Origin of the sequence: Allobosea sp. (genome assembly GCF_030694325.1) — a bacterium.
Classification (GTDB): domain Bacteria; phylum Pseudomonadota; class Alphaproteobacteria; order Rhizobiales; family Beijerinckiaceae; genus Allobosea.
In genome coordinates this window covers 1-25,611 of record NZ_JAUXYO010000335.1, presented here as the reverse complement: position 1 = coordinate 25,611, position 25,611 = coordinate 1, and the positions used below count along the sequence as shown (strand labels likewise).

At 68.1% G+C, this 25,611-nt stretch carries 19 protein-coding genes and 1 tRNA gene; 14 read left to right on the top strand and 6 right to left on the bottom strand.

The features are described from left to right. Positions 1 to 118: 118 nt before the first annotated feature. The 4 genes from Q8M82_RS21630 to Q8M82_RS21615 are packed head-to-tail and all read left to right on the top strand — an operon-like array spanning position 119 to position 5,052. Entirely contained in the window at positions 119 to 1,234 is a 1,116-nt protein-coding gene (locus Q8M82_RS21630) for an endonuclease/exonuclease/phosphatase family protein (RefSeq protein ID WP_305693360.1), read from the top strand. A gap of 5 nt (positions 1,235 to 1,239) precedes the next feature. Next, positions 1,240 to 2,142: a PhzF family phenazine biosynthesis protein gene (locus Q8M82_RS21625; RefSeq protein WP_305693359.1), complete on the top strand. Its 903-nt coding sequence runs from the start codon at positions 1,240 to 1,242 to the stop codon at positions 2,140 to 2,142. Continuing rightward, a complete protein-coding gene (locus Q8M82_RS21620; RefSeq protein WP_305693358.1) occupies positions 2,139 to 2,891 on the top strand; it encodes an NUDIX hydrolase in 753 nt (250 codons plus the stop codon). Before Q8M82_RS21625 ends, Q8M82_RS21620 begins: the two co-directional genes overlap by 4 nt. A gap of 43 nt (positions 2,892 to 2,934) precedes the next feature. Continuing rightward, a complete protein-coding gene (locus Q8M82_RS21615; protein WP_305693357.1) occupies positions 2,935 to 5,052 on the top strand; it encodes a M3 family metallopeptidase in 2,118 nt (705 codons plus the stop codon). 157 nt (positions 5,053 to 5,209) lie between these two features. Here Q8M82_RS21615 and Q8M82_RS21610 read toward each other — a convergent pair whose 3' ends face one another. Next, positions 5,210 to 5,551 (bottom strand): hypothetical protein, encoded by a 342-nt coding sequence (locus Q8M82_RS21610; protein ID WP_305693356.1) that lies wholly within the window; start codon positions 5,549 to 5,551, stop codon positions 5,210 to 5,212. 222 nt (positions 5,552 to 5,773) lie between these two features. Continuing rightward, the gene (locus tag Q8M82_RS21605; RefSeq protein WP_305693355.1) at positions 5,774 to 6,415 is read right to left on the bottom strand and encodes a YoaK family protein; all 642 of its coding nucleotides are present in this window, start codon (positions 6,413 to 6,415) and stop codon (positions 5,774 to 5,776) included. Positions 6,416 to 6,806: 391 nt separating this feature from the next. Between Q8M82_RS21605 and Q8M82_RS21600 the strand changes: the two genes are divergently transcribed. The 6 genes from Q8M82_RS21600 to Q8M82_RS21575 all read left to right on the top strand — a co-directional run bounded on the left by Q8M82_RS21600 (position 6,807) and on the right by Q8M82_RS21575 (position 13,190). After that, the gene (locus Q8M82_RS21600; protein ID WP_305693354.1) at positions 6,807 to 8,390 is read left to right on the top strand and encodes a 2-isopropylmalate synthase; all 1,584 of its coding nucleotides are present in this window, start codon (positions 6,807 to 6,809) and stop codon (positions 8,388 to 8,390) included. A 250-nt stretch (positions 8,391 to 8,640) separates the two neighbouring features. Then, on the top strand, positions 8,641 to 9,921 hold the full coding sequence (locus tag Q8M82_RS21595; protein ID WP_305693353.1) for a solute carrier family 23 protein: 1,281 nt from the start codon (positions 8,641 to 8,643) through the stop codon (positions 9,919 to 9,921). A gap of 159 nt (positions 9,922 to 10,080) precedes the next feature. Continuing rightward, positions 10,081 to 10,156: transfer RNA gene (locus Q8M82_RS21590), tRNA-Lys, on the top strand. A gap of 241 nt (positions 10,157 to 10,397) precedes the next feature. Further along, positions 10,398 to 10,997 (top strand): TRAP transporter small permease subunit, encoded by a 600-nt coding sequence (locus Q8M82_RS21585; RefSeq protein ID WP_305693352.1) that lies wholly within the window; start codon positions 10,398 to 10,400, stop codon positions 10,995 to 10,997. Positions 10,998 to 11,149: 152 nt separating this feature from the next. After that, positions 11,150 to 12,808: a TRAP transporter large permease gene (locus Q8M82_RS21580; RefSeq protein WP_371126433.1), complete on the top strand. Its 1,659-nt coding sequence runs from the start codon at positions 11,150 to 11,152 to the stop codon at positions 12,806 to 12,808. A gap of 127 nt (positions 12,809 to 12,935) precedes the next feature. Further along, complete coding sequence (locus tag Q8M82_RS21575; RefSeq protein WP_305693351.1) at positions 12,936 to 13,190, top strand: hypothetical protein; 255 nt, start codon at positions 12,936 to 12,938, stop codon at positions 13,188 to 13,190. A 4-nt stretch (positions 13,191 to 13,194) separates the two neighbouring features. On the opposite strand, the gene Q8M82_RS21570 is transcribed toward Q8M82_RS21575, so the two are convergent. Beyond that, positions 13,195 to 14,583, bottom strand: a complete 1,389-nt coding sequence (locus Q8M82_RS21570) for a M20 family metallopeptidase (RefSeq protein WP_305693350.1) — start codon at positions 14,581 to 14,583, stop codon at positions 13,195 to 13,197. 125 nt (positions 14,584 to 14,708) lie between these two features. Here Q8M82_RS21570 and Q8M82_RS21565 point away from each other — a divergent pair, with 125 nt between their 5' ends. Further along, complete coding sequence (locus tag Q8M82_RS21565; RefSeq protein WP_305693349.1) at positions 14,709 to 16,121, top strand: SNF2-related protein; 1,413 nt, start codon at positions 14,709 to 14,711, stop codon at positions 16,119 to 16,121. A gap of 108 nt (positions 16,122 to 16,229) precedes the next feature. Here the strand turns inward: Q8M82_RS21565 and malQ are convergent, their stop codons facing one another. After that, positions 16,230 to 18,293: a 4-alpha-glucanotransferase gene (gene malQ, locus Q8M82_RS21560; RefSeq protein WP_305693348.1), complete on the bottom strand. Its 2,064-nt coding sequence runs from the start codon at positions 18,291 to 18,293 to the stop codon at positions 16,230 to 16,232. A 24-nt stretch (positions 18,294 to 18,317) separates the two neighbouring features. Continuing rightward, positions 18,318 to 20,567, bottom strand: a complete 2,250-nt coding sequence (gene glgB / locus Q8M82_RS21555; protein WP_305693347.1) for a 1,4-alpha-glucan branching protein GlgB — start codon at positions 20,565 to 20,567, stop codon at positions 18,318 to 18,320. 200 nt (positions 20,568 to 20,767) lie between these two features. On the opposite strand from glgB, the gene Q8M82_RS21550 reads away from it, so the two are divergent. Continuing rightward, complete coding sequence (locus tag Q8M82_RS21550; protein WP_305693346.1) at positions 20,768 to 21,145, top strand: DUF2934 domain-containing protein; 378 nt, start codon at positions 20,768 to 20,770, stop codon at positions 21,143 to 21,145. A gap of 224 nt (positions 21,146 to 21,369) precedes the next feature. Here the strand turns inward: Q8M82_RS21550 and glgA are convergent, their stop codons facing one another. Further along, positions 21,370 to 22,893 (bottom strand): glycogen synthase GlgA, encoded by a 1,524-nt coding sequence (glgA, locus tag Q8M82_RS21545; protein WP_305693345.1) that lies wholly within the window; start codon positions 22,891 to 22,893, stop codon positions 21,370 to 21,372. Positions 22,894 to 23,112: 219 nt separating this feature from the next. On the opposite strand from glgA, the gene glgX reads away from it, so the two are divergent. Then, a complete protein-coding gene (gene glgX, locus Q8M82_RS21540) occupies positions 23,113 to 25,200 on the top strand; it encodes a glycogen debranching protein GlgX (RefSeq protein WP_305693344.1) in 2,088 nt (695 codons plus the stop codon). A gap of 38 nt (positions 25,201 to 25,238) precedes the next feature. Further along, complete coding sequence (locus Q8M82_RS21535) at positions 25,239 to 25,523, top strand: BrnT family toxin (protein WP_305693343.1); 285 nt, start codon at positions 25,239 to 25,241, stop codon at positions 25,521 to 25,523. The last annotated feature ends 88 nt before the right edge of the window (positions 25,524 to 25,611 follow it).

Here is a 25,611-nt window from a genome sequence, read left to right as displayed (position 1 = left end):
AAGGATGGTCCAGGAGGCTCCGCACATCTCTGGAGCATCCTTCGAGACGCCGCTGCGCGGCTCCTCAGGATGAGGGCTGTGGGCTGGATGAGGGCTTGCGAGAGGCGGTCGGCCGCCCATGAAACTGCGCGTCGGCACCTTCAATGTCGAGAACCTGCTGACGCGTCATCGCTTCTCCTCGGGCGAGCGCGGTGACACCGCGGCCGCCATGTCGCTGTTCCATTTTCCGCGCGTCGACGAGCGTGACGCGGTCGAGCGTTCGCTGGCGGTCGCGCTGGAGGACGACAAGCGCCAGATGACGGCGCTCGCTCTGGCGGAGGCGCGGGCCGATCTCTGGATGCTGCAGGAGGTCGATTCGCTGGCGAGCCTGCAGGCCTTCTTCGCCAATTACGTCCACCGCATCGCCGACCACCGCTACGGCCATTTCACGCTGCTCGACGGCAATGACCGGCGCAACATCGATATCGGCTTCGCGGCGCGGCGCGATCTGCTCGCGCCGCAGCGGGTCAGCCTGCGCTCGCACAAGGATCTCAGCTTCGCGGCGGCCGGGGTGCATGACCGCGATCTCGCCGCGCTCGGGATCGGGCCCGACGGCAAGGTCTTCGCGCGCGACTGCCTGCAGGTCGAGCTCGATTTCGGCGACCGCAGCCTCGCTCTGTTCGGCTGCCACTTCAAATCGATGAACAACGGCCGCGACGACGGGCGGGTGGCGACGCTGCCGGTGCGCCGGGCCGAGGCGCGGGCGGTGAAGGGACTGATCCGGCAGCGCTTCGGCGCGGGCTGGCGCGAGGCGAACTGGATCGTGCTCGGCGACCTCAACGCCTATCGCCATGGGCTCGGGCCGCTGGCCGAAATCGTCGACGAAGGCGAAAGCGGCATCGAGCCGCTGCTCGACGGTTTCGCCGTCGACCCGATGGACACGCTGCCGCCGCATGAGCGCTGGACGCATTTCCGTCGCTACTGGTCGGAGGCGCGCCAGCAATTGGTCGAGACGCATATGCCGCTCGACCATATCCTGCTCTCGCCGGCACTGGCGGCGGTCAATCCGCATCCGGCGCTGCAGATGATCCGGCGCGGGCTGCCCTATCGCGTGCCGCTCGACCCGCGCGAGCCCGACCGCTCGATGGCGCGGCTGGCGACTGCGGCCGACCGCTATCCGCGCGTCGGCTGGGACCGGCCCAAGGCCTCCGACCATTGTCCTCTGACGATCGACCTGACCATTCCGAGGAACTGACAGCCATGGCCCGCCGCTTCGTCACGCTCGACGTCTTCACCGCTACGCCCCATGCCGGCAACCCGCTGGCGGTGGTGCTCGACGCGGACGGGCTCGATACGGCAGCGATGCAGGCGATCGCGCGCGAGTTCAACCTGTCGGAGACGGTGTTCGTGCAGCCGCCTGCGGATACCGGCCACCGCGCGGCGCTGCGAATCTTTACGCCCGGCCGCGAGCTGCCCTTCGCCGGCCATCCGACCGTCGGCACCGCCGTTTTGCTCGCACTGCGCGACCGGGCCGAGGGGCGCGGCGCCGACATCCTGGTGCTGGAGGAGACGATCGGTCGCGTGCCCTGCGCCGTCGCCGTGAGTGGAGAGCGCTCGGGGCAGGCCACCTTCACCCTGCCACGCCTGCCGCTGGAGGGCGAGCCGGCGCCGGATGCCGCCGCCATCGCCTCCGTGCTCGGGCTGGATCCCGGCCGCATCGGCCTGCCCGGTCACCGCCCGGCCGTGTTCTCGGCCGGCGTGCCCTTCACCATGGTGCCGGTGGCGGATCTCGCCGCGATCGGTTCGATCGCACTCGATCTCGGGCGCTGGGACGCGGTGATGACGCCGGCTGCCCATCCCAACGCCTTCGTTTATTGCCGCGAGACGGTCGCGGCCGGGCATCATTATCACGCCCGCATGTTCTGGCCCGGCGCGGGCATCGTCGAGGACCCGGCGACGGGCGGTGCTTCGGCGGCTTTCGCCGGGGCGATCATGGCCTTCGACAGGCCCGGCGACGGAGAGCACCGCTTCGTCATCGAGCAGGGCTACGAGATGGGCCGGCCCTCGCAGATCACGCTGGAGCTGACGGTGGCGGAGGGCGCGCTGGCCTCGGCGCGGATCGGCGGCGCGGCCGTGGTCATCAGCGAGGGTGTGCTGCTGTGACGGGTGCGGCGAGCCCGGGCGGCAACGACATCGAGCGCTTTGCGGACGGGCACATCGCCCGGGTCGACCGGGTCGATGCCCGGATCGCGCCCTATGATTGGGCTTTCGGCCGCGAGAACGAGGTCGAGATCGCGGCGCATTGGGCGCAGATCAGCGCCGGCAAGCCCGCCATGTTCAACGGGCGCATCCTGCTGCAGCACCGCGCAGCGATCGTCGACGGCGTCTTCCACGCACGTTATTTCGAGACCGACTATGCCGCCTTCATGACGTGGCGCGACAGCGGCCATCCCGGCCCCGCGCTGCGCAACGGCTTCGCCATGGGCGCCTTGCGGGCCCGCGACGGTGCCTTCCTCTGCGGGCGGATGGGCGGGCATACCGCCAATGGCGGCATGGTCTATTTCGCCGCCGGCACGCCCGACCGCAGCGATGTCCGCGCCGACGGCACGGTCGATCTCGCCGGCAGCGTGCTGCGCGAACTCGCGGAGGAGACCGGCCTGGTCGCGAGCGAGGTTCGGGTCGGGGAGGGCTGGCATACGGTGTTTTCCCCCGGCCGCGTCGCCTTCATGCGCCCGCTCACCATCGACCTGCCGGCGGAAGAGGCGCGCGCGCTGATGCTATCGCGGATGGCCGGGCTCGCGGAGCAGGAACTCGACGACATCGTGATCCTGCGCAGCCCCGCCGATTGCGACCGCCACAAGATGGCGGTCTTCATGAAGCCCTATCTCACGCATATCTTCGCGCAGGACTGATCGGATCCCGATCCGTCCGCCGCCGCCAGCCGAAAGCCCTGCCATGACCGCGACCGAAGCCCTTGCTCCCGAAGCACTCGCTCCCGAAGCGCTTGCTCCCGAGGCCCTGCCGCTTCCGGCCGACAACCCCTTCGCGGCGCGCTGGGACACGCCCTTCGGTCTGCCGCCCTTCGCGGCGATCCGGCCCGAGCATATCCAGCCGGCCTTCGAGGCGGCGCTCGCCAAGCACAAGGACGAGATGGCGGCGATCGTGGCCGATCCGGCGGCGCCGGATTTCGCCAACACGATCGAGGCTCTGGAACGCGCGGGCCGTGCCCTCTCGCGGGTCGGCGGCGTGTTCTACAATCTGGCGGGCGCCGATACGAACGAGGCTCTCCAGGCGATCGAGCGCGCTCTCTCGCCGCTGACCTCGCGCCACTGGTCGGCGATCATGATGGATGAGGGCCTGTTCGCGCGGGTCGATGCGGTCTTTGCGCAGCGCGAGGCGCTTGGGCTCGATCCCGAGCAGACGCGGCTGCTGGAGCGCACGCATCGCGGCTTCATCCGCTCGGGCGCGCAGCTCGGCGCGGAGGACAAGGCGCGGCTGGCGGCGATCAATGAGCGGCTGGCGGCGCTTGGCACCCAGTTCAGCCAGAACGTGCTGAAGGATGAATCCTCCTACGCCCTGATGATCGAGGACGAGGCGGGGCTCGACGGGCTGCCGCCCTTCCTGCTGGCCGCGATGGCGCGGGCGGCGGCCGATCGCGGCCATCCCGGCCAGCATGCGGTGACGCTGTCGCGCTCGGTGATCGAGCCCTTCCTGACCTTCTCGACCCGCCGCGATCTGCGCGAAGAGGCCTTCGCCGCCTGGGGCAAGCGCGGCGAGAACGGCAATGACAGCGACAACCGCCTGATCGTCGCCGAAATGGTCAAGCTGCGCGCCGAAAAGGCGAAGCTTCTGGGCTACGCGACCTTCGCGCATTTCAAGCTCGACGACACCATGGCCAAGACGCCGGAAAACGTCCGCGAGCTGCTCGAGCTGGTCTGGAAGCCGGCCAAGGCGCGCACGGCGCAGGAGGCAGCCGATCTCGCGGCGCTGGCGCAGGCGGAAGGCGAAAACGGCCCGATCCGCCCCTTCGACTGGCGCCACTATGCCGAGAAGGTGCGCCAGAAGACCTATGCGCTCGATGAAGCCGTGCTGAAGCCGTATCTCCAGCTCGACCGGATCATCGCCGCCGCCTTCGACGTCGCCGGCAAGCTGTTTGGGCTGTCCTTCACGGCGCGGACGGATCTTGCCGGCTATCACCCCGATGTCCGGATCTGGGAGGTGACGGAGACGGCCAGCGGCCGGCATATCGGCCTGTTCATCGGCGATTATTTCGCCCGCGCCTCGAAGCGATCGGGCGCCTGGATGAGCGCCTTCCGCGGCCAGCGCAAGCTCGGCGGCGAGATCCGCCCGATCATCGTCAATGTCTGCAATTTCGCCAAGCCGGCGCAGGCGCAGCCCGCGCTGCTCTCGATCGACGATGCGCGCACGCTGTTCCACGAATTCGGCCATGCGCTGCACGGCCTGCTTTCGGACGTCACCTACGGATCGCTCGCGGGCACGGCGGTGTCGCGCGATTTCGTCGAACTGCCCTCGCAGCTTTACGAGCACTGGTTCCTGACCAGGGAGGTGATGCAGCGCTACTGCCTGCACGCCGAGACGGGCGAGCCGATTCCAGACGCATTGATCGAGACGATCAAGCGCGCCCAGACCTTCAACCAGGGTTGCGCCACGGTCGAATACACCTCGTCGGCGCTGGTCGACCTCGCCTTCCATTCGCTGGAGGACCCCGGCGAGATCGATGCGCTGGCCTTCGAGAAGGCGGAGCTTGCGCGGCTCGGCATGCCCGAGGGCATGGTGATGCGGCACCGCACGCCGCATTTCACCCATGTCTTCTCGGGCGACGGCTATTCGGCCGGCTATTACAGCTATCTCTGGTCGGAGGTGATGGACGCCGACGCCTTCAACGCCTTCCTGGAGACCGGCGACGTGTTTTCGCCGGAGCTGGCCGGCAAGTTGAAGCGCTACATCTATTCCGCCGGCGACACGCGCGACGCGGCGGAGGCCTACAGGCTCTTCCGCGGCCGGCTGCCGACGCCGGACGCGCTGCTGGAGAAGCGGGGGCTGGCGGCGTAGGGCCTTTCCGGCCGCGCGAGGGCACGCGCCGTCATCCCGGGCGACCGCAGGTCGTCCCGGGATCCATCATAGGGCGATGTCCCACCCTCCGATGGATCCCGGAGCGGCGCCGCTTCGCGGCTTGTTCGGGATGACGCGGAGGTTCCGCAGCCAATCCTTACCCCGGATAGCCGAACCGCGCCTTCGTCGCCCGGATCTGGCTGATCGCGCCGCCCTCGTTGCCGGCGGCGCAGGTCGAGCGGGCGGTCGAAATCTCGGCCGAAACCCGGGTGTGAACGCCCTTGGTGGTGTGGCCGGTGGCGAGGTCGTTGTCCATCACCGCCTGGAAACGCTCGACCTCGCCGGAGCAGCCCGAGCCCGTGGGCATGCGGAAGGTGTTGGGCGTGACGCCGGCGCCGGCCTGCTCGGGCGGCGGGGCCGGCGGCGTCGAGACCGTGGCGGTCTGGCAGGCGGCGAGGCCGAAGGCGAGGGCGGCGAGGGGCAGGGCAAAGGCGCGCATGGCGGGCTCCGGCATCGGGTGACCGCGAAGATGACCGATTCCCGCGAGCGGGCAAAGCGGTGGCTGGTTTAGCATCTTTCAGCACCCCACAGCCCTCATCCTGAGGAGCGATCCGCAGGATCGCGTCTCGAAGGATGCCCCAGGAGGCTCCGGAGACATCGGGAGCATCCTTCGAGACGCCGCGTGCGCGGCTCCTCGGGATGAGGGCTGAACTCAGCCCGCTCAATCGTCCAGCGGCAGGAAGGGCAAGGCGAGCGCGAAGATGGCAGCCGCCAGCGCCGCCAGCCAGACCGCGCCCTGGCCGACGAGGTAATGCGCGACGGCGCCGTTGATGCAGCCGGTCAGCAGGCCGATCCAGAGCACGAAATGGCGGACCCAGGCGAGTTTCGGCCCGCCGAGCAGGGCGCCCGCCATGCGCTGGCCCATCTTCACCAGCGTCCCGGTCATGTAGGTCAGCGCGATCGTGACCTCGCCATCGCGCTGGAAGACGCCGTTCTCCGCGCCCATGGCGAAGGCGAGCATGGCGGCGCCGGCGAAGCTCAGTCCGATCAGGTCGAGGCTCGCGGCGACGACGAGCGCCAGCGCCACGACCCAGAGCACGGCCGATTTGCGCCGCCGGCCGCCAAAATGGCCGGCGACCGAGCCGCAGATCACGCCGATGACGAAGAGGACGAGGATCAGCGCGGCGGTGGCGATCCCGCCGCCCTTCAGCCCGGCGAGCTCGATGCCGAGCCGCGTGGTGTTGCCGCTCATGAAGGAGACGAAGAAGCCACCGAGGCTGATGAAGCCGATCGTGTCGATATAGCCGGCGAGCCCCGATAGGCAGAAGGCGAGCCCGATCGCCCAGCGGTTATAGGTCAGCATCGCGCCATCATCCCCCGTCGCGCCGAGTCGGGACCGGCACGCCCGGTCCTGATGATAGGGGCATCCTCGCCGTGCTCCCAACCCTGCTGCTGCCTGCGACATATGCTTGCGCGCGGCTCCCGTTTTCGGCTACATCGTTCCACGGTCTTCGAGGATTCCGTTTGCCCCAGACGTTTGCCCCCGCTTCGCCTTCCGGCCGCGCCATTGCGCGGATCGCGGGCCTGCGCGCGCGTCCCGTCTCCTGCCTCGGTCTGCTTCTTCTCCTTAGCCGCCCCTGAGGGCCGGCCGGGCATGCATGCCTGGGCGCTCAGGGGAGTGACGAGAACGACCTTCCCGATCTGAGGCGCCTGCATCCGACGAGAGCGGCGCCAGCTCTTTCAGGACCACGATCATGACCGACTCGACCAACAGCCACGGCTCTTCGACGCCCGCTTCCCAAAAGGACCGCGTGCTGATCTTCGACACCACGCTGCGCGACGGAGAGCAGTGCCCCGGCGCCACCATGACCTTCGAGGAGAAGCTCGAGGTCGCCGAGATGCTGGATTTGATGGGCGTCGACATCATCGAGGCCGGCTTCCCGATCGCCTCGGAGGGTGATTTCGAGGCGGTCTCCGAGATCGCGCGGCGCAGCAAGCGCTCGACCATCGCCGGCCTGGCCCGCGCCATCTCTGGTGACATCGCGCGGGCGGGCGAGGCGGTGCGCCATGCGGGCAAGCCGCGCATCCACACCTTCGTCTCGACCTCGCCGATCCATCTCGAGCACCAGATGCGCAAGTCGCAGGAGGAGGTGCTGGAGATCATCACCAGGACGGTCGCGCAGGCGCGCAACCTGGTCGAGGATGTCGAATGGTCGGCGATGGACGCTACCCGCACGCCGATCGACTATCTCTGCCGCGCCACCGAGGCCGCGATCCGCGCCGGCGCGACCACGATCAACCTGCCCGACACGGTCGGCTACGCCACGCCCGACGAGTACCGCGCCATGTTCCGGCAGGTGCGCGAGCGGGTGCCCAATGCCGACAAGGCGATCTTCTCGGTGCATTGCCACAATGATCTGGGACTGGCGGTCGCCAATTCGATCGCCGGCATCGAGGGCGGGGCGCGGCAGGTCGAATGCACCATCAACGGCATCGGCGAGCGCGCCGGCAATGCCGCGCTGGAAGAGGTGGTGATGGCGCTGCGCGTGCGCGGAGACGTGCTGCCCTACGATACCGGCATCGACTCGACGCTGCTGATGAAGACCTCTCGGGCCGTCTCCGGCGCTTGCGCCTTCCCGGTGCAGTACAACAAGGCGATCGTCGGGCGGAACGCTTTCGCCCATGAGAGCGGCATCCACCAGGACGGGATGCTGAAGAACCAGACCACCTACGAGATCATGACCCCGGCCTCGGTCGGCGTAACCAAGACCTCGCTGGTGATGGGCAAGCATTCCGGCCGCGCCGCCTTCCGCTCGAAGCTGAAGGACATGGGCTACGATCTGGGCGAGAATCAGATGGAGGACGCCTTCACCCGCTTCAAGGCGCTCGCCGACCGCAAGAAGCACGTCTATGACGAGGATATCGAGGCGCTGGTCGACGAGAACCTGGCCTCCGCCCATGACCGGGTGAAGCTGGTCTCGCTGACGGTGATGGCCGGCACGCGTGGCCCGCAGCGCGCGACGATGAAGCTCGATGTCGATGGCCGCTTCGTCACCGAGGAGGTCGAGGGCAACGGGCCGGTCGACGCGATCTTCAACGCGATCAAGGCGATCGTGCCGCATGAGGCGACGCTGGAGCTCTACGACGTCCACGCCGTCACGCAGGGCACCGACGCGCAGGCGGAGGTCACGGTGCGGCTGACCCATGACGGCTCGTCGGTGACCGGCCGCGGCGCCGATCCCGATACGCTGGTCTCCTCGGCCAAGGCCTATCTGGTGGCGCTCAACAAGCTGATGGCCAAGGGCTCGCGCCTGCACGCCCAGGCCGCGGCGGAGTAGGTTTCCAGCCGCGCCGTCATCCCGGACAAGCCGCGTCAGCGGCGCCGATCCGGGATCCATTCCTGAACCGTTCCGGCATGGATCCGGGGTCTGCGCTGCGCTTCGCCCGGGATGACGGCGCGTTTTCGACCCATACAGGTCCGATTCCGGTGGATGACCGCGCCCCGATCTGGCGCGGGCCTGCATCTTGCCTTCATCTCGCTTCATCAGCGGCCGCCCGGCGGCGGCCGCAACCCACCTGCGTGGAGCGATGGCGATGGCCGGCTACTTTCCGAACTGGACCCTGAAGACCTCTGGCGCGGTGATGCCCGACGAGCGCATGCCGGTCGGCCAGACCGTCATCGCCGGGCTGCAGCATGTCGTCGCCATGTTCGGCGCGACCGCGCTGGCGCCGATCCTGATGGGGTTCGATCCGAACGTCGCGATCTTCTTCTCCGGCGTCGCGACACTTCTGTTCTTCATCGTCACGCGCGGGCAGTTGCCGAGCTATCTCGGCTCCTCCTTCGCCTTCATCGGCGTGGTGATTGCGGCCACGGGCTATGCCGGCTCCGGGCCGAATGCGAATATCGGCGTGGCGCTGGGCGGCATCATCGCCTGCGGCGCGGTCTATGCCGCCATCGGCCTGCTGGTTCAGGCTGTCGGCACGGCCTGGATCGAGAAGCTGCTGCCGCCGGTGGTGACCGGGGCGGTCGTGGCCGCGATCGGCCTCAATCTGACCGGCGTGGCGATGAACATGATCTCGGCCAGCCCCTACACCAAGTGGATCGCGCTGTTCACCGTGGTCTCGGTCGCGGTCGTCGCCGTCTACAGCCGCGGGCTGGCCCAGCGTCTGCCGATCCTGATCGGCGGCCTGCTCGCCTATGTCGTCTATGCGCTGACGGCCGCGACTTTCGGTGCGCCGCCGGTCGATTTCGGCCGCGTCGCGGCGGCCGCCTGGTTCGGCTTGCCGAATTTCGTCGCGCCGGTCTTCGACGGCCGGGCGATCGCGCTGATCGCCCCGGTCGCGATCATCCTGGTCGCGGAGAATCTCGGGCACATCAAGGGCATCGCGGTGATGACCGGGCGCAATCTCGACCCGCTGATCGGCCGCGCCTTCATGGCCGACGGCGTCGCCACCATGATCGCGGGGTCGGGCGGCGGCACGGGCGTGACGACCTATGCCGAGAACATGGGCGTGATGGCGGTGACGCGGGTCTATTCGACGCTCGTCTTCGTCGCGGCTGGCATCATCGCATTGGCGCTGGGCTTCTCGCCGAAATTCGGTGCGGTCATCGGCACGATTCCCGTGGCCGTGCTCGGCGGGCTGGCGATCGTGGTCTTCGGCCTGATCGCGGCCACGGCCGGGCGCATCTGGGTCGAGAGCAAGGTCGATTTCGCGCAGCCGAAGAACCTGCTGACGGTCGCCACCGCGCTGATTCTGGGCGCGGGCGACCTGAAGCTGCCGATCTTCGGCTTCGAGCTCGGCGGCATCGGCACCGCCACCTTCGGCGCGATCGCGCTCTATCACCTTTTGAACCGCAAGGCCGACTGAGCGGCGCCGTTAACCGCGTCGCCAGAGCCCGCGGCGGCCGCGCCGCGGGCCTCGCATATTTCTGTCGCAGATGGGTGGACAGGGGCAGGGGGCTTTGCTACATCGCCGGCCTGCCTGACGCGGCCTTCGCCGCGAAACGGCGTGCGCTTCGTGGCGTATGGGTGATTAGCTCAGTTGGTAGAGCAGCTGACTCTTAATCAGCGGGTCGTAGGTTCGAGCCCTACATCACCCACCACGAACCCTTCCTCCTGACATCGTCGCTCGTTTGGGCAGGCCGACAGCCTGCCGGCCCGGCGGGCCATCAGGCGGCCTACGGGGCGACACCACCCGCTGCATCGTCGTGCCGAAAATCCCGGCACCCGGCCTTTTGGATAAGGGTTGCGGGCGCTTGTGCGCGGCTGGGCCTTCCTATAACCGAAACGCGGATGGGGCCTGCTTGCAGAACAAGGCGCCGCACGGGAACTGGGAGCACCATTGTGAAGGGACTACTCCGGATCAGCAGTGTCATCGACGCGGTTAATACGCAGATCGGCAAGAAGATCGCCTGGTTGATTCTGGTCGCCGTGCTGGTGGCCGCCATCAACGCGATCATCCGCAAGGTCTTCAACATGTCGTCGAACGCCTGGCTCGAGCTGCAGTGGATGCTGTTCGGCGCGGTCTTCCTGATGTGTGCGCCGTGGACGCTGAAGGTGAAGGAGCATATCCGCATCGACATCGTGAACAGCCTGCTGCCCAAGAGCGTGCAGCGCTGGATCGACCTGATCGGCCATACGCTGTTCCTGATGCCGTTCTGCCTGCTGATGATCTACCATTCCTGGCCGTTCTTCGTGCGTTCCTATGCGATCAACGAGCAGTCGTTGTCGGCCGGCGGTCTGGCGCAGTGGCCGGCCAAGGGGCTCGTCGTCATCGGCTTCGTGATGCTGGCGATCCAGGGCGTCTCCGAGATCATCAAGCAGGTCGCGATCATGCGCGGCCATCTCGAGGATGACGAGACGTTGCGCGGGCATGCCGCCGCGGCGGAAGCCGAGGCTCATCGCCTGCTCGAACAGGCCAAGCAGCAGGGGGTGGCTTCGTGAGCACCCCGAACGATCGCCGGATTCCCGCCATGACCCTGTCCCGTTTCTCCCGCGCTGCCGGCCTGCTGCTGGCGCTCTCGCTCGTCGCCTTCCTCGGGCTTCACACCGGCGATGCCCATGCCGCCGGCATCGGCGACTTCCTGCGCGTCAACATGGCGCCGGTGATGTTCGCCGCGCTCGTGTTCTTCCTCTTGCTCGGCTATCCGGTGGCTTTCGCGCTGGCCGCCAACGGGCTGCTCTTCGCGATCGTCGGCATCGAACTCGGCCTGTTCCAGGAGAACTTCCTGCAGGCGATGCCGGAGCGCATCTACGGCACGATGAACAACGACGTGCTGCTGGCGATCCCGTTCTTCACCTTCATGGGCCTCATTCTCGAGCGCTCGGGCATGGCGGAGGATCTTCTGGACACGATCGGCCAGCTCTTCGGGCCGATCCGCGGCGGTCTCGCCTATGCCGTCATCTTCGTCGGCGCGCTGCTCGCGGCGACCACCGGCGTCGTCGCGGCCTCCGTCATCTCGATGGGCCTGATCTCGCTGCCGATCATGCTGCGTTACGGCTATGACCGGCGCCTCGCCACCGGCGTCATCGCGGCCTCCGGGACGCTGGCGCAGATCATCCCGCCCTCGCTGGTGCTGATCGTGCTGGCCGACCAGCTCGGCCGCTCCGTCGGCGACATGTATGAGGGCGCCTTCATCCCCGGCCTCGTGCTGTCGGCGATGTATGCGGGCTATGTCTTCCTCGTCACGATGATCTATCCGAAGCGGGCACCCGGCCTGCCGCCCGAGGCGCAGACCCTGCGTGACGCCGACGGCGAAACGCGGCGGCGTTCGCTGCTGGTGATCACGATCCTCGCCTTTGGCCTGGCCTATGCCTACATGAAGACCTTCACCAAGGTGCAGGCGGGTGCCGATTTCGTCATCCTGACGATGTCGATCGCGGTGGGCGTCGCCTTCGTCATCGCCATCGTCAACAAGCTGCTCGGCCTCAACCTGCTGTCGCGGATGACCGAACAGGTGATCTTCGTGATGGTGCCGCCGCTGGCGCTGATCTTCCTGGTGCTCGGCACGATCTTCATCGGCGTCGCGACGCCGACGGAAGGCGGAGCGATGGGGGCGACCGGTGCGATCCTGCTCGCCTATGGCAAGAAGCGGATGACCTTCGACCTGCTGAAGCAGGCGGTGGAATCGACGGCCAAGCTCTCGGCCTTCGTGCTCTTCATCCTCGTCGGCGCGCGCGTGTTCTCGCTGACCTTCTACGGCGTCAACGGCCATCTTTGGGTCGAGCATCTTCTGATCGGTCTGCCGGGCGGTGCGACGGGCTTCCTGATCGTCGTCAACGTGATGGTCTTCCTGCTCGCCTTCTTCCTCGACTTCTTCGAGCTCGCCTTCATCATCGTGCCGCTGCTGGGGCCGGCGGCCGAGAAGCTCGGCATCGACCTGATCTGGTTCGGCGTCATCCTGGGCGTGAACATGCAGACCTCGTTCATGCACCCGCCTTTCGGCTTCGCGCTGTTCTTCCTGCGCTCGGTCGCACCGAAGGACCGCTATCGCGACAAGGTCACGGGCACGATGATGGAGCCGGTGACCACGGGCCAGATCTACTGGGGTGCGGTGCCCTTCGTGGTGATCCAGTGCATCATGGTGGCGCTGGTCGTGACGTTCCCGCAGATGGTGATGCACTACAAAGCATCCGCGGTGCAGCTCGACCAGAAGGCGATCGACAAGCAGTTCGACTCGATCCAGATCCCGGGTCTGGGTGGTCCGGGCGGCTTGCCGGGTCTCGATCTGAACGCGCCGCCCTCCTTCAAGTAGACGGCTCGAAACAACGTCTCATCGACACGACGCCGGCGCGAGCCGGCGTCGTTTTCGTTCGGGCATGATCAGGCCGCCGAACCATGCCGGCGCCGGCGCGTTGTGTCTGCGAAGCGAGGAGCGACGCATGACCGATTTTGTTCAGGCGCAGACCGATCCGGGCAGTACGCCCGCCATTCCGACGCCGCCGCCCGAGGCGCCGCCGCTGACGCCCAGCGAGGTGCCGCCGGCGCCGCCGGTCGAGATGCCGCCGGACGAGGCGCCGCAGGGCATTCCGACCGAGCCGCCGCAGGAGCTGCCGCCAGACGCGCCGCCCGAGGCGCCACCGGCGACGCCCTACGACATGCCCCCGGATCGCGGCCCGCGGCAGCCGATGGAGTAGGGCCTCAGACCGGCGGGGCCTCGCCCGAGCCGATGTCCCAGTAGAGTCCCGCCATCAGGCCCAGCGCCTCGCGCGCGAGCTCGACGGGCAGGTGCTCGTCGGGCGCATGCTGCGAGCAGCCGGGATAGGAATGCGGCACCCAGATCGTCTTCAGGCCGAGGATTTCGGCGAAGATGTCGTTGGGCAGCGAGCCGCCGAGATTGGGCAGCAGCGCCGGCTTCTTGTTGGTGCTGCGCGCGATCGAGGCGATGGTGAAGCGCACCCAGTCATCCTCGGGGTCGAGCCGAGTCGCGCCGAAGCGCTCGGCGCCGGGCATGACGATCTCGACCATCGGAAAGCCATGGCGGTCGAGATGGCGGCGCAGTGCCGGCACCACATCGGCCGGGTCGATGCCGACGACGAAGCGCAGCGCGCAGCGCGCCCAGGCGCTGGGCGGGACGGCATTGACCGGCGTCTCCGGCACGCCCGACTTCATCGCCAGCACGTCGAAGGAGCACCAGCCGAAGACCTGTTCGGCCGGCGACAGATCGGGCTCGCCCCAGCCGGGGTCGATCACCGGCCCGTCGGGGCCGCCATCGACGACACAGTCCGCCACCGCCTCGCGCACGGCGCGCGGCAGTTCGCGCGGCACCCATTCATGGATGCGGATCTGGCCGGTCGGGGAGGTGATCGAGGCGATGGCGTGGGCAAGCTGAATCGCCGGGTCGGAGAGAATGCCGCCCCAGTTCCCGGAATGATGGCCGCCGTCGCGGGCGACGATCGAGAGATCGAAGGTGATGACGCCGCGTGCGCCCAGGAACACGGTCGGCCGCTCGGCATTGAGCCGCGGTCCGTCCGAGGCGATCAGCACGTCGGATTTGAACAGTTCCGCCTCGTCGGCGCAGAGTTCGCGCAGGCCGGGCGAACCCGATTCTTCCCCCATCTCGATCAGATATTTGGCGTTGAAGCCGAGCTTTCCGCGTGATTCAAGAACAGCGCGCAAGGCATTGATGTTGATGACGTGCTGGCCCTTGTTGTCGACGACGCCGCGGCCATACCAGCGGCCGTCGCGCTCGGTCAGGGTCCAGGGCGAGAGGCCTTCGCTCCATTGCGCGTCGAGCCCGCGGATGACGTCGCCATGGCCGTAGCCGAAGATCGTCGGCAGGCTCTCGTCCTCGATGCGCTGGGCGAAGAGGAAAGGTCCCTTGGCCTTGGGATGGTGCAGGATGCGGCACTCGAAACCCAGCCCCTCGAAGAGCGGGCGCATCTCGCGCTCGAGGTATTCCGTAAGGACCGGTGCGCGATCCGGGTTCTGGCTTTCGGTCGGTATCGCGATGAGGCGGCCGAGGTCGTTTTTGAGGGCGCCGCTGTCGAAATAATCTTGCGCATGCGCGATGGCTTGGGCGCGGGTCATGGAAGCTCGCTGTCTGTCAGGCTGCTGGAAGGGGCGGTCCCGTTGCCGGTGCCGCAACGTATTGATACTGGCATGCCCATGCAGGAATCGGCCACCGGCGATGGCGCGCGACGGATGTGCGCCCGATGACGGGCGCAGAGCGGCCGATGGTGCCGCATGAGCATCAGCGCACGGCCTGCGCGGCCATCCTCGCAGCGCGCGCCGGCGGAGCCCCTGGCTTCCTGCTCGGCGACCTGACGGGGCTCGGCAAGACGCTCTCGGCCTGGCTCGCACTCTCGGCGATGCCGGAGGACGAGATCCTGGTGATCTGCCCCAAGGGTGCGATCCCGCAATGGCGGCGCACCATGGCGCTGTCGGGCCTGCCGCCCAAGCGCGTCACGCTGATGAATTTCGAGAAGACGAAGTCGCTGCTGGCGCCGCCGCCGGATTCGAAGAAGCGCTCGGTGCGGGCGAAGAACAACGAGCTGGCCAAGCTCGGCGTGCCCAGGCGCATCTGGCCGCTCGTCGTGATCGACGAGGCGCATCGCATCCGCAATCCCAACTCGCAGCAGGGGCTGGTCTGCCGGCAGATGGCGGCCGCCGCCTCCTTCACGATCTATATGAGCGCGACGGCCGGCCAGTCGCCGCACGAACTGTCCTATCTCGGGCCGCTGCTGGCGCGCGCGGCCGACATGCCGAGCGCCGATCTCGACGGGTTCCGCCAGCTGATGAAGCGGCTGAAGATGGGCCGGGCGAGGGGACGCTGGAAGAACTGGAGCTGGGAGCCCAACGAGGCCGACCGGGCCCGGATGGCAGGCCTGCTCTATCGCGGCCCGCGCGCGATCGGCTTGCGGCGCCGTCCGGAGGAGATCGCGGGCTGGCCGGAGGTTCAGCGCGAGCTCGCCCCAGTTGCGCTGGATACCGCCGCGCGCAAGCTCTACGAGGCGACCTGGCGCGAATTCCGCAAGGAACTGGGCCTCGCCGGCGGCTCGACGCGCAAGCCGCAGGGCTGGGCGGCCGATCTCCGTTTCCGCCAGAAGGCGAGCCTGCTGCGCATCCAAGGCACGGTCGATTTTTGCGACGACCTGCTCGGCAATGACGAGCAGATCGCGGTCTCCGTCGCCTTTCTCGAGACCAGCGCGATGCTGGCCGATGCCCTGCGCGGGCGCGGCTGGCGGGTCGGCGAGATCAATGGCGAGCGCAGCGGCCTCCAGAACGAGGAGACGCGGCTGTCCTTCCAGACCGGGCAGATCGACGCCGTGATCTTCACCGTGACGGAGTCGATCTCGCTGCATCGCGGCGAGATGCCGGGCGGCGAGCGCGAGCGCTCGCTCGTCATCCACGACATGCGCCACAGCGCGATCCAGTTGCAGCAGATCGAGGGGCGCTGCCACCGCGACGGCCAGCATGCGACGATCTTCTATGCCTATGCCGAGGACACGGTGGAGGAGGCGGTGGCCGCTACCGTGATCCAGCGCATGGCGGCCATGGAAGGGCTGGCGGGCGACGACACGCGGATGCTCGATGCGATCGCGGAGATCGTGGAGGGGAGGAGCTAACCCCGTCATTGCGAGCGCAGCGAGCCAATCCAGGAGAACTGCGTCGAACGGTCTGCCCAGTCCTTCTGGATTGCTTCGTCGCTGCGCTCCTCGCAATGACGGTGCTGTTCAGCCCTCCGAGCGCGGCGGCGCGAGATCCGCGAGGCGCCGCCTGACGCGCTCGTCGTCCAGCAGCGTGCCGGCCTCGCCGTCGAGCCGGTGGCGCCAGTTCGGCTTTTCGGTCGTGGTGCCCGGCACGTTCGGCTGGGTGCGGATGCCGAGCGCGTCCTCGATCGGCAGCAGCTTCAGCGTGCTGGGCGTGCGGGCGATGAAGCGGATCGCGGCGTCGACCACCGGGTCGGTGTCTTCCGGTGCGGGCCGTTCGCCCTCGGCGACGCCGGCCTCCTGGAAGGCGCCCCAGAGCAGGCCACGGTCCCAGGCTCGGATGCCCTCATGGTCGACGCCGTCAACCGCCGGTTCCATATCGCTGCCGGCCCACCAGCCCGCAGTGGGGACGAGGTCATGCGTCGTGGTGAGCGCGACGGCGCCGGCATCCCAATGCTCGGGCGGGATATAGCCGTGATCGGTCCGCTCGAAACGCAGCACGCGCAGTCCGGCCACGCCCTGCCGACGCAGATCGTCGCGGAAACCGTCGGGGAGGGTGCCCAGATCCTCGCCGATGACGATGGCGCCATGGCGCCAGGATTCGAGCGCGACGAGCCGGAACAGCGTCTCGGAGGGGAAGGCGACATAGGCGCCATCCAGCGCGGACGCCCCCTCCGGCACCAGCCAGAGCCGGCTGAGCCCCATGACGTGGTCGATACGGATGCCGCCGACATGGCGCAGGCTCGCCCGCAAGGTCTCGATGAAGGGCGCGAAGCCTGACGCGGCCAGCCCGCGCGGCGAGAAGGTGGTCAGGCCCCAGCTCTGCCCCTCGGCGGAATAGTAATCGGGCGGAGCGCCGACGCTGAGCCCGCCGAGCACCTCGTGCTGGCGGCTCCAGGCATGGCTGCCCGACGCATCCATGCCGATGGCGAGATCGGCGATCAACCCGACCTTCATGCCCGCCTCGCGGCAGGCGCTCTGGGCGGCGCCATAGGAAGAAGCGGTGAGCCATTGCAGGAAGATCTGGTAGTCGACCTCCGTGACGTGCTCGGACGCGAAGGCCGCGACCGCCGGTCCGTCGGGGTCGCGGAAGGGCGCATCCCAGCTGCGCCAGCTCCAGGCGTGGGGATCCCGGCGCAACTGGGTGGCGTGCAGCACCTCGAAGACGGCATGGGAGCGCAACAGCGGTGAGGCCTCCGCCCGGACGCGATCCAGCGCTGCGCGCGCTTCGCCGCCAGGGCCGTCGGGCGCGCGCAGCGCCTCGAACAGGGCCCGCAGCAGCCGCTGGCGCAGCGGCGTCGCGGCGGGCCAGTCGATCTGGCGGAGCGTCGCGAGACGTTCCATCTCCTCGCCCAGGCCCTCGCGCGCGATCACCTCGCGCAGCATCGCTTCGGGCAGGACCGCGGAAGGGTCGGCGTGGAGCGGGTTGTAGAAAAGGCGGGTCGAGGGCGAATAGGGGCTGAAATGCTCTGGCGAGGCGCCATAGAGCGCATGGACCGGGCTGATCGCCAGCGCATCGGCCCCATGCGCGGCAGCCGCGCGTCCGAGCGCGGCGACGCCGGCGAAGTTGCCGATGCCGCCATCGTCCGGTGACCGCAGCGAGTAGATCTGGGCGGCGAGTCCGAAGCCGGCGTTGCCGCCGTTCAGATCCGCGAAGGTGATGCAGCGTTCGGGACCCGTCGCAATGGTGAAATCACCGTCGTCGAGATGAACCGTGTGATAGCCGGGCCGGTCGAAGGCCGGCAGGGTCAGCGAGCCGTCATAGCCCTCCTCGGAGCGCACGGTGCGGCGGGTGCCGTCCTCGAGCGTCAATTCGACGGGGCTTCCCGCCTGCGCCGCGATCGGCAGCACGACGGTCTGCCCGGTGCGGGCCGTGGTGAAGCGCGACTGGGCGGAAAGGTTCGCGCCCGCCTCGACGGTCGCGAGTGATTGCCGCAGCTCCGCGTCGGTGCCGGCCGGCAGGCCGAGCGCCTGCAGGATGAAGCGCAAACTCTGGGCCGAGACCTCGCGCTCCGCCCCGGTCTGCTCGGTCCAGCGCGGCGCGATCCCGGCCTTGACGGCAAGCTGGCGGAGAATGTCGTCGCTCATGCGGGGCTCCGCTCGCAGGTTCGGTCAGGGCAGGGGGGCGGCAAGCGGGGGCGAGACGGACGGCGCCACCTGCGCATCGTGCTCCAGCACCAGCAAGCCGAGCGGCGGCAGCGTCAGCGACAGGCTCTGCGCACTGCCATGGGCCGCGACCGCTTGCGTCTCCACAGCGCCGCCATTGCCGAGGCCTGACCCGCCATAGATCTGCGCATCACTGTTCAGCCGCTCCCGCCAGAGCCCGGCCCGGGGCACGCCGATGCGATAGTCGTGGCGGGGCACCGGCGTCATGTTGGCGACGACCAGCACCTCGGCCGCGCCGGGCCGGCTGGTGCGGCTGAAGGCGAAGACGGCATTGGTGCTGTCGTCTGCGACGATCCAGGCGAAGCCGTCGGGCCTGTGGTCGAGCCGGTGCAGGGCCGGCGTCGCGCGATAGAGCGCATTGAGGTCCCGCACCAGCCGCGAGACGCCCTGTCGGCGCTCATCGAATGGGTGCGGCCAGGGGAAGGGGGCGTCGACCGACCATTCGTCTTCGGCCCCGAACTCGCAGCCCATGAAGAGCAGCTTCTTGCCCGGGTGGGCCCACATCATCGCGAGATAGAGCCGCAGATTGGCGAAGCGCTGCCAGTCGTCGCCCGGCATGCGCGAGATCAGCGAGCCTTTTCCGTGCACGACCTCGTCATGGGAGATCGGCAGCACGAAATTCTCGGAGAAGGCATAGACGAGGCCGAAGGTGACGTCGTCGCCATGATAGCCGCGATGGACGGGATCATGCGCGATGTAGCGCAGCGTGTCGTGCATCCAGCCCATGTTCCATTTGAAATGGAAGCCGAGGCCTCCGTGATGCACCGGCCGGGTTACGCCCGGCCAGGCGGTCGATTCCTCGGCGATGGTGACGGCACCCCGGCCGCGCGCGCCGACCAGCGTGTTCAGCTCCTGGAAGAAGCCCACCGCCTCCAGGTTCTCGCGGCCGCCGAGATGGTTCGGCACCCATTCGCCCGGCTTGCGGCTGTAGTCGCGGTAGAGCATCGAGGCGACCGCGTCGACCCTCAGGCCGTCGAGATGGAAGGTCTCGATCCAGAACAGCGCCGAGGCGATCAGGAAGCCGCGGACCTCGCTGCGCCCGACATTGTAGATCAGCGTGTTCCAGTCGATGTGGAAGCCTTGGCGCGGGTCTTCATGCTCGTAGAGCGCCGTGCCGTCGAAGCGGGCGAGGCCGTGCTCGTCGGAGGGGAAATGTGCCGGCACCCAGTCGAGGATGACGCCGATGCCGGCGGCATGGCAGCGATCGACGAAGCGGGCGAAGGCCTCGGGCGGGCCGAGCCTTGCGGTCGGCGCGAAGAGGGCGAGCGGCTGATAACCCCAGGAGCCTCCGAACGGGTGCTCGGTGATCGGCATCAGCTCGACATGGCTGAAGCCCATATGCTGGAGATAGGGGATCAGCCGTTCGCTGGCCTCGTCCCAGGAGCCCATCTGGCCCCATTCGGTCCTGAGCCAGGAGCCGACATGGACCTCGTAGATGGTCATCGGCGCCGTCATCGGGTCGGCGTTCTCGCGGGCCTCCAGCCAGTCGGCATCGCTCCAGGCGAGATCGGGCGCCTCGGCGACGACCGAGCCGGTGCGCGGCGGCAGTTCGGTGCGTCGCGCGAGCGGGTCCGCCTTCCAGGGCAGGGCCTCGCCCGTGCCGGAGACCAGCGCGTACTTGTAGACCGCCCCGGCCTCGACGCCGGGGATGAACAGCTCCCAGATGCCAGCACCGAGCCGGCGGCGCATCGGGTGGCGGGTCGCGTTCCAGCCATTGAAGTCGCCGACGACCGCGACATGGGCGGCGTTGGGCGCCCAGACGGCAAAAAGCACGCCGGCGACGCCGTCTATTTCGCGCAGATTGGCGCCGAGCCGCGTCGCGAGATCGAAATGGCGCCCCTCGGCGGCAAGGTGGAGATCGTCGTCGGAGAGCAGCAGTCCGAAGCCGTAGGGATCGGCCGTTTCGGTGATGCCGCCCGGCCAGGCGGTGCGGATGCGGTAGGCGGCGCCCTGCGGCAGCGCCGCCTCGAACAGGCCGTCGCCCTGTGCGACCATCGGCAGCGCCCGGCGCTGCCCGTGCTCGTCGACGATCAGCTCGACATAGTTCGCTCCCGGCAGGAAGGCGCGCACGACATCGATCTCTTCGACGCGATGGCGGCCGAGGACCGCGAAGGGATCGGGGTGGCGTCCTGCGACGAGCCGCTCGAGGTCGCGTGCCGGAAGGCGGGGCAGGCGGGGCGGCATCGGTCGCGTCATTCGGTCGGGCTCCAGCGCAAATGCGACTCCACCCGCGGCGGGGAATCGTCGATGATGCAACGCAGCGAAGCCCGCCCGCGTTCCGCGCCACGGCCTGCATTCTCCGGCGATTCCCGGCGCGCTCCAAGCGGCTCTGGAACCATCGGCATCCGGCCCGGTTGTCGCACTGCAACGCTGGCATTTGAGAGGGAGGATGCCGAATGAGCCGGGAGCAGACCATCCGCGACGTGGCCTACGCGATCTGGGAGGCCGAGGGCAAACCCCAGGGTCGCGATGCCCAGCATTGGCGGATGGCGGAGGAACGTGTCGCTGCAGGCGCTGGCAAGGATAGGGGCGCTAAACAAGCCGGCGCCAAACAAGCCGGCGCCAAGGCGAAAAGCCCGGCCAAGGGGCCAGCCAAGAGCGCTGCGACGTCTGAGGCTCCCGCCATGGGCAAGACGGCGGCCCGCAAGGCTCCCGATACTGCGCCCGCCAAGGCTGCTGCCAAGAGCCCTGCCAAGGCTGCCGCGACGAAGCCCAAGTCCGCCAGCACCGGCAAGTCCGCTAGCGCCAGCAAGTCTGCCAGCGCCAAGAAGTAGGACGGTCGCCCCATGCTTCAAAGCCGGCCGTCCGTTGACGCGCCGGCTTTGGTTCATTCGTCCGCAGCCCGAGCGCCAGGACTGGCCGGGCGGTGGTCCGGCGCCGCCTGAGAGCGAGCCGGTCACGCCGACCTCCACGCTTGTCCGCTCAGGACCGTGGACGGTGCGCGGCGGTTCCAGGACGAGCGGTCGCCAGATATCCCCTGGCGCCGTCCGTCTGGCCTTCAGCTGGCGAGCGCCTGCGCGTAGACGGCGGCGTAGCGGTCCGTCGGGCGGCTCCAGTCGAAGCGCTTGGCCATGGCGTGCTGGCGCATCTGCAGAAAGGCTGCCTTGGAGCGGAAGGCGTCGAGTGCGCGCATCACCGCGGAGGACAGGCCGGCACCCGTCAGCGACGAGAACAGGAAGCCCGATTGTCCATCCTCGATCGTGTCCACGAGCCCGCCGGTGCGGTAGGCGATCGGCAGTGCGCCCGAGCGCTGGGCATACATCTGGCTGAGGCCGCAGGGCTCGAAGCGCGATGGCATCAGCAGGAAGTCGCTCGCCGCGAAGATGCGCCGTGCCTCGGCATCGTCGAAACCGATGCGGGCCGCGACCGACTGCGGATGCTGGCGCGCCAGGCGCTCGATCGCATCTTCGAGGCGCGGCTCGCCGCGCCCGGTGACGACGAGCTGGCCGCCATTGCCGATGATGGTCTCCGCGGCCTCGATCGAGAGGTCGATCCCCTTCTGGTGGACGAGGCGCGAGATGATCGAGAACAACGGCCCGCGCGAGGGTGGCAGCTCGAAGCTCTTGCGGATATCGGCGGCGCTGCGGCGCTTCCACTGGCGGATGCCGCGCGTCGGGTCGGCGAGCGGAGAGGCCCAGCTGTCGTCGATGCCGTTGACGATTCCGGTCAGCCGCCCTTCCTGCATGCGCAGTCGGAGCAGCCCGTCGAGCCCGCAGCCATGCTCGGCCGTGGTGATCTCGTGGGCATAGGTCTCGCTGACGGTGGTGACGTGCGAGCTGTAATAGATTCCGCCCTTGAGGAAGGAGATCTTGCCGTGGAACTCGGCGCCGTTCACCGAGAAGGCGAGGTCCGGAATGCCGAGCGCGGCCATGCGGCTGGGCTGGTAGAGCCCCTGATAGGCGAGGTTGTGGATGGTGAGGATCGAGGGCGTGGCGAGCCCCTTCCAGCGCATATAGCCGGGCGCCAGAGCCGAGGGCCAGTCGTTGACATGGGCGACGTCGGGCTTCCAGTTCGGGTCGGCCTCGCCGGCTGCGATCTCGGCGGCCGCCAGCGAAAGACGGGCGAAGCGGATGTCGTTGTCCGGGAAATCGCCGCCCGAATAGGGACCGTAGGGCGAGCCCTCGCGATCATAGAGTTCGTCGCAGAGCACCGCATAGATCGTCAGCCCGTCAGCGGTCCTGAACCGGCCCAGAGACCAGGGCGGCAGGCCCGCCGTTCGCGGCATTTCGCGGACGATGTCCATGACGGGGCTCGCCGCGCGCACCTGACGGAAGCCGGGTAGCAGGACGCGGACGTCGCAAAGCGTGCGCAGCTGTCGGGGCAGGGCCGTGGAGACTTCGCCGAGGCCGCCCGCCTTGATGAAATCGCCCATTTCCGAGGTGACGAAGAGCAGGCGCGTGGATCCCGGCAGCTTCGGTGGGGCTTCGGGCACCCCGTCCTTGACGACCGGCGCATAGGTCAGCGCATGGCCAGAGGTAGCGGGGCCGTTATCGGTCCCCGGGTCCTTCAGCGTCTCGGCCATTTCGCGATCCCCAGGCAGCTGAGACCTCCAACTCGTTTTGCGGTGCAATGTTCCCAGTGCACTGCAAAAATTTCATGCAATTCGGGTGCCGCTCTCCGGAACCACGCAGGTCCCGTCACGTTGACCGGTCTGCGGCAGGCTCGCGACATAGATGTGACGGGAATTGGTGCGGCATGACGCCGCCGCCGCCCGTCCGGCCTGAACCGTACAGGGGATCTCATGTCCGACGGCAAGGCCACGCAATTCGACGTCCGGGCGGGCGACTGCGCCGATCTGGGCGCTGTCCATGATGGTGACGGCACCAATTTCGCGATTTTCTCGGCCCATGCCGAACGGGTCGAACTCTGCCTCTTCGACGAGACCGGCAAGACCGAGACCGCGCGGATCACGCTGCCCGAGTACACCAACGAGATCTGGCACGGCTATCTGCCGGGGGTGAAGCCTGGCCAGCGCTACGGCTACCGCGTCCATGGCCGTTTCGCGCCGGAGGAGGGACATCGCTTCAACCCCAATAAGCTCCTGCTCGACCCCTATGCCAAGGAGTATTCCGGTTCGGTCGACTGGAACGACGCCCATTACGGCTATGTCGTCGATGCCGAGGGCGAGAAGGACCTCACCTTCAGCGAACTCGACAGCGCGCCCTTCATGCCCAAATGCGTGGTCTGCGACTGGCGCGCGGACCCCAACCCGCCGGCGCGTCCCAACATTCCGTGGGACCGGACGGTCTTCTACGAGACCCATGTTCGCGGCTTCACCAAGCTCCACCCGGCGGTGCCGGAGGACCTGCGCGGCACCTTCGACGGGCTCGGCGAGAAGGCGATCGTCGATTACATCAAGAGGCTCGGCGTCACCTCGGTCGAGCTGCTGCCGGTCCATGCCTATCTCGACGACCATCACCTCGCCGCCAAGAACCTGACCAATTACTGGGGCTACAACACGATCGGCTTCTTCGCGCCGATGCAGCGCTACGAGGGCAAGGCGCGGCTGGCCTCCTTCCGCGACATGGTGCGCAAATTCCACGATGCGGGTCTCGAGGTCATCCTCGACGTGGTCTACAACCACACCGCCGAAGGCAACGAGATGGGGCCGACGCTCTCCTTCAAGGGCATCGACAACTTCGCCTATTACCGAACGATGCCCGACGAGCCGCGCTTCTACATCAACGACACCGGCACCGGGAACACGGTCAACACCAGCCATCCGCGCGTGCTGCAGATGATCCTCGACTCGCTGCGCTACTGGGTCGAGGTCATGGAAGTCGACGGCTTCCGTTTCGATCTCGGCACCATCCTCGGGCGCGAGCCGCATGGCTTCGACCAGCGCGGCGGCTTCTTCGACGCGATCGGTCAGGACCCGGTGCTGCGCAAGGTCAAGCTGGTCGGCGAGCCCTGGGACATCGGCCCGGGCGGCTACCAGGTCGGCGGCTTTCCGCCGGGCTGGGGCGAGTGGAACGACAAGTATCGTGACACCACCCGCGCCTATTGGAAGGGCGAGCCTGGCATCATCCGCGATCTCGCCGCTCGGGTCACCGGTTCGGGCGACATCTACGATCTTCGCGGCCGACGGCCCTGGGCGGGCGTCAACTTCCTGACCGCTCATGACGGTTTCACGCTGAACGATCTCGTCTCCTACAACGAGAAGCACAACGAGGCGAATGGCGAGGACAACAAGGACGGCCACGGCCACAACCTGTCCTTCAATTTCGGCGCCGAGGGCCCGACCGAGGACGAGGGCATCCTCGCCGCCCGCGAGCGCCAGAAGCGCAACCTGCTCGCCACGCTGCTGCTCTCGCACGGCACGCCGATGCTGCTGGCGGGCGACGAGCACGGACACTCGAACCACGGCAACAACAACGTCTACTGCCAGGACAACGAGATTGCCTGGATGCGCTGGGAAGAGCTGACCGAGCGCGACCATGCGCTCACCCGCTTCGTCCAGCGCGTGACCCAGCTGCGGGCGGAGCACCCGATCTTCCGTCGCGCTTCCTTCCGCGACGGCTGCCTGCTGCGCTGGGTCAATCCGGCCGGCGGCGATCAGCAGGAGGAGCACTGGGACGACGAGGGCGTCCTCGCCATCGGCCTCCTGATGCACATGCCCGACGTCGAGCAGGGCGGCGACGAAGCCCTGATTCTATTCAACGCCTTCGACGGCGATGTTCCCTTCAAGATTCCGCCGCGGGTGAAGAAAGGGTCGTGGTCAGTGGTCCTCGACACCGATAACGGGCCGGGGTCCGACGAGGGCCGAAAAGGCCTCAAGGCCGATGCCGAGCTGAACCTGTCGCCGCGCTCGCTGATCGTGCTAATGTGAGCAATTGCGCGTAGCTGCATCTGTAGCTACAGTGGTCCATGGGCTTCCAATGGGACGAGGCGAAGAGCAAGGCCAACGAGGCCAAGCACGGGCTCTCGTTCCTGCAGGCGGCGCAGATGTTTCGCGGCTTCGTCGTCCTGACCGTAGACCGGCGGCGCGATTACGGTGAAGTTCGGCAATGGGCGCTTGGGCTATATGATGGTGAGATCCTTTGTGTCGTGCTGACGGAACGGGGCGGCGACATCCGCATCATCTCGGCGTGTAAGGCAGGCCAACGTGAACGACAGCGATACGAACAGGCCCGAAAAGCTCGTGCGCTATGAGAGCCTTGACGATCTGCCCCAAGCTCCGCCTCTGTCCGCGGCGTTCAAGGCTATGACCGACGAGGAGATCGAGCGCCGCGCGGCGGAG

Bases quoted from the DNA above. Each gene is read 5' to 3' on its own strand.
- Q8M82_RS21630 (WP_305693360.1), top strand. From the start codon at position 119: ATGAAACTGCGCGTCGGCACCTTCAATGTCGAGAACCTGCTGACGCGT.
- Q8M82_RS21625 (WP_305693359.1), top strand. From the start codon at position 1,240: ATGGCCCGCCGCTTCGTCACGCTCGACGTCTTCACCGCTACGCCCCAT.
- Q8M82_RS21615 (WP_305693357.1), top strand. From the start codon at position 2,935: ATGACCGCGACCGAAGCCCTTGCTCCCGAAGCACTCGCTCCCGAAGCG.
- Q8M82_RS21610 (WP_305693356.1), bottom strand. From the start codon at position 5,551: ATGCGCGCCTTTGCCCTGCCCCTCGCCGCCCTCGCCTTCGGCCTCGCC.
- Q8M82_RS21605 (WP_305693355.1), bottom strand. From the start codon at position 6,415: ATGCTGACCTATAACCGCTGGGCGATCGGGCTCGCCTTCTGCCTATCG.
- Q8M82_RS21600 (WP_305693354.1), top strand. From the start codon at position 6,807: ATGACCGACTCGACCAACAGCCACGGCTCTTCGACGCCCGCTTCCCAA.
- Q8M82_RS21595 (WP_305693353.1), top strand. From the start codon at position 8,641: ATGGCGATGGCCGGCTACTTTCCGAACTGGACCCTGAAGACCTCTGGC.
- Q8M82_RS21580 (WP_371126433.1), top strand. From the start codon at position 11,150: ATGGCGCCGGTGATGTTCGCCGCGCTCGTGTTCTTCCTCTTGCTCGGC.
- Q8M82_RS21575 (WP_305693351.1), top strand. From the start codon at position 12,936: ATGACCGATTTTGTTCAGGCGCAGACCGATCCGGGCAGTACGCCCGCC.
- Q8M82_RS21570 (WP_305693350.1), bottom strand. From the start codon at position 14,583: ATGACCCGCGCCCAAGCCATCGCGCATGCGCAAGATTATTTCGACAGC.
- Q8M82_RS21565 (WP_305693349.1), top strand. From the start codon at position 14,709: ATGACGGGCGCAGAGCGGCCGATGGTGCCGCATGAGCATCAGCGCACG.
- malQ (WP_305693348.1), bottom strand. From the start codon at position 18,293: ATGAGCGACGACATTCTCCGCCAGCTTGCCGTCAAGGCCGGGATCGCG.
- glgB (WP_305693347.1), bottom strand. From the start codon at position 20,567: ATGACGCGACCGATGCCGCCCCGCCTGCCCCGCCTTCCGGCACGCGAC.
- Q8M82_RS21550 (WP_305693346.1), top strand. From the start codon at position 20,768: ATGAGCCGGGAGCAGACCATCCGCGACGTGGCCTACGCGATCTGGGAG.
- glgA (WP_305693345.1), bottom strand. From the start codon at position 22,893: ATGGCCGAGACGCTGAAGGACCCGGGGACCGATAACGGCCCCGCTACC.
- glgX (WP_305693344.1), top strand. From the start codon at position 23,113: ATGTCCGACGGCAAGGCCACGCAATTCGACGTCCGGGCGGGCGACTGC.
- Q8M82_RS21535 (WP_305693343.1), top strand. From the start codon at position 25,239: ATGGGCTTCCAATGGGACGAGGCGAAGAGCAAGGCCAACGAGGCCAAG.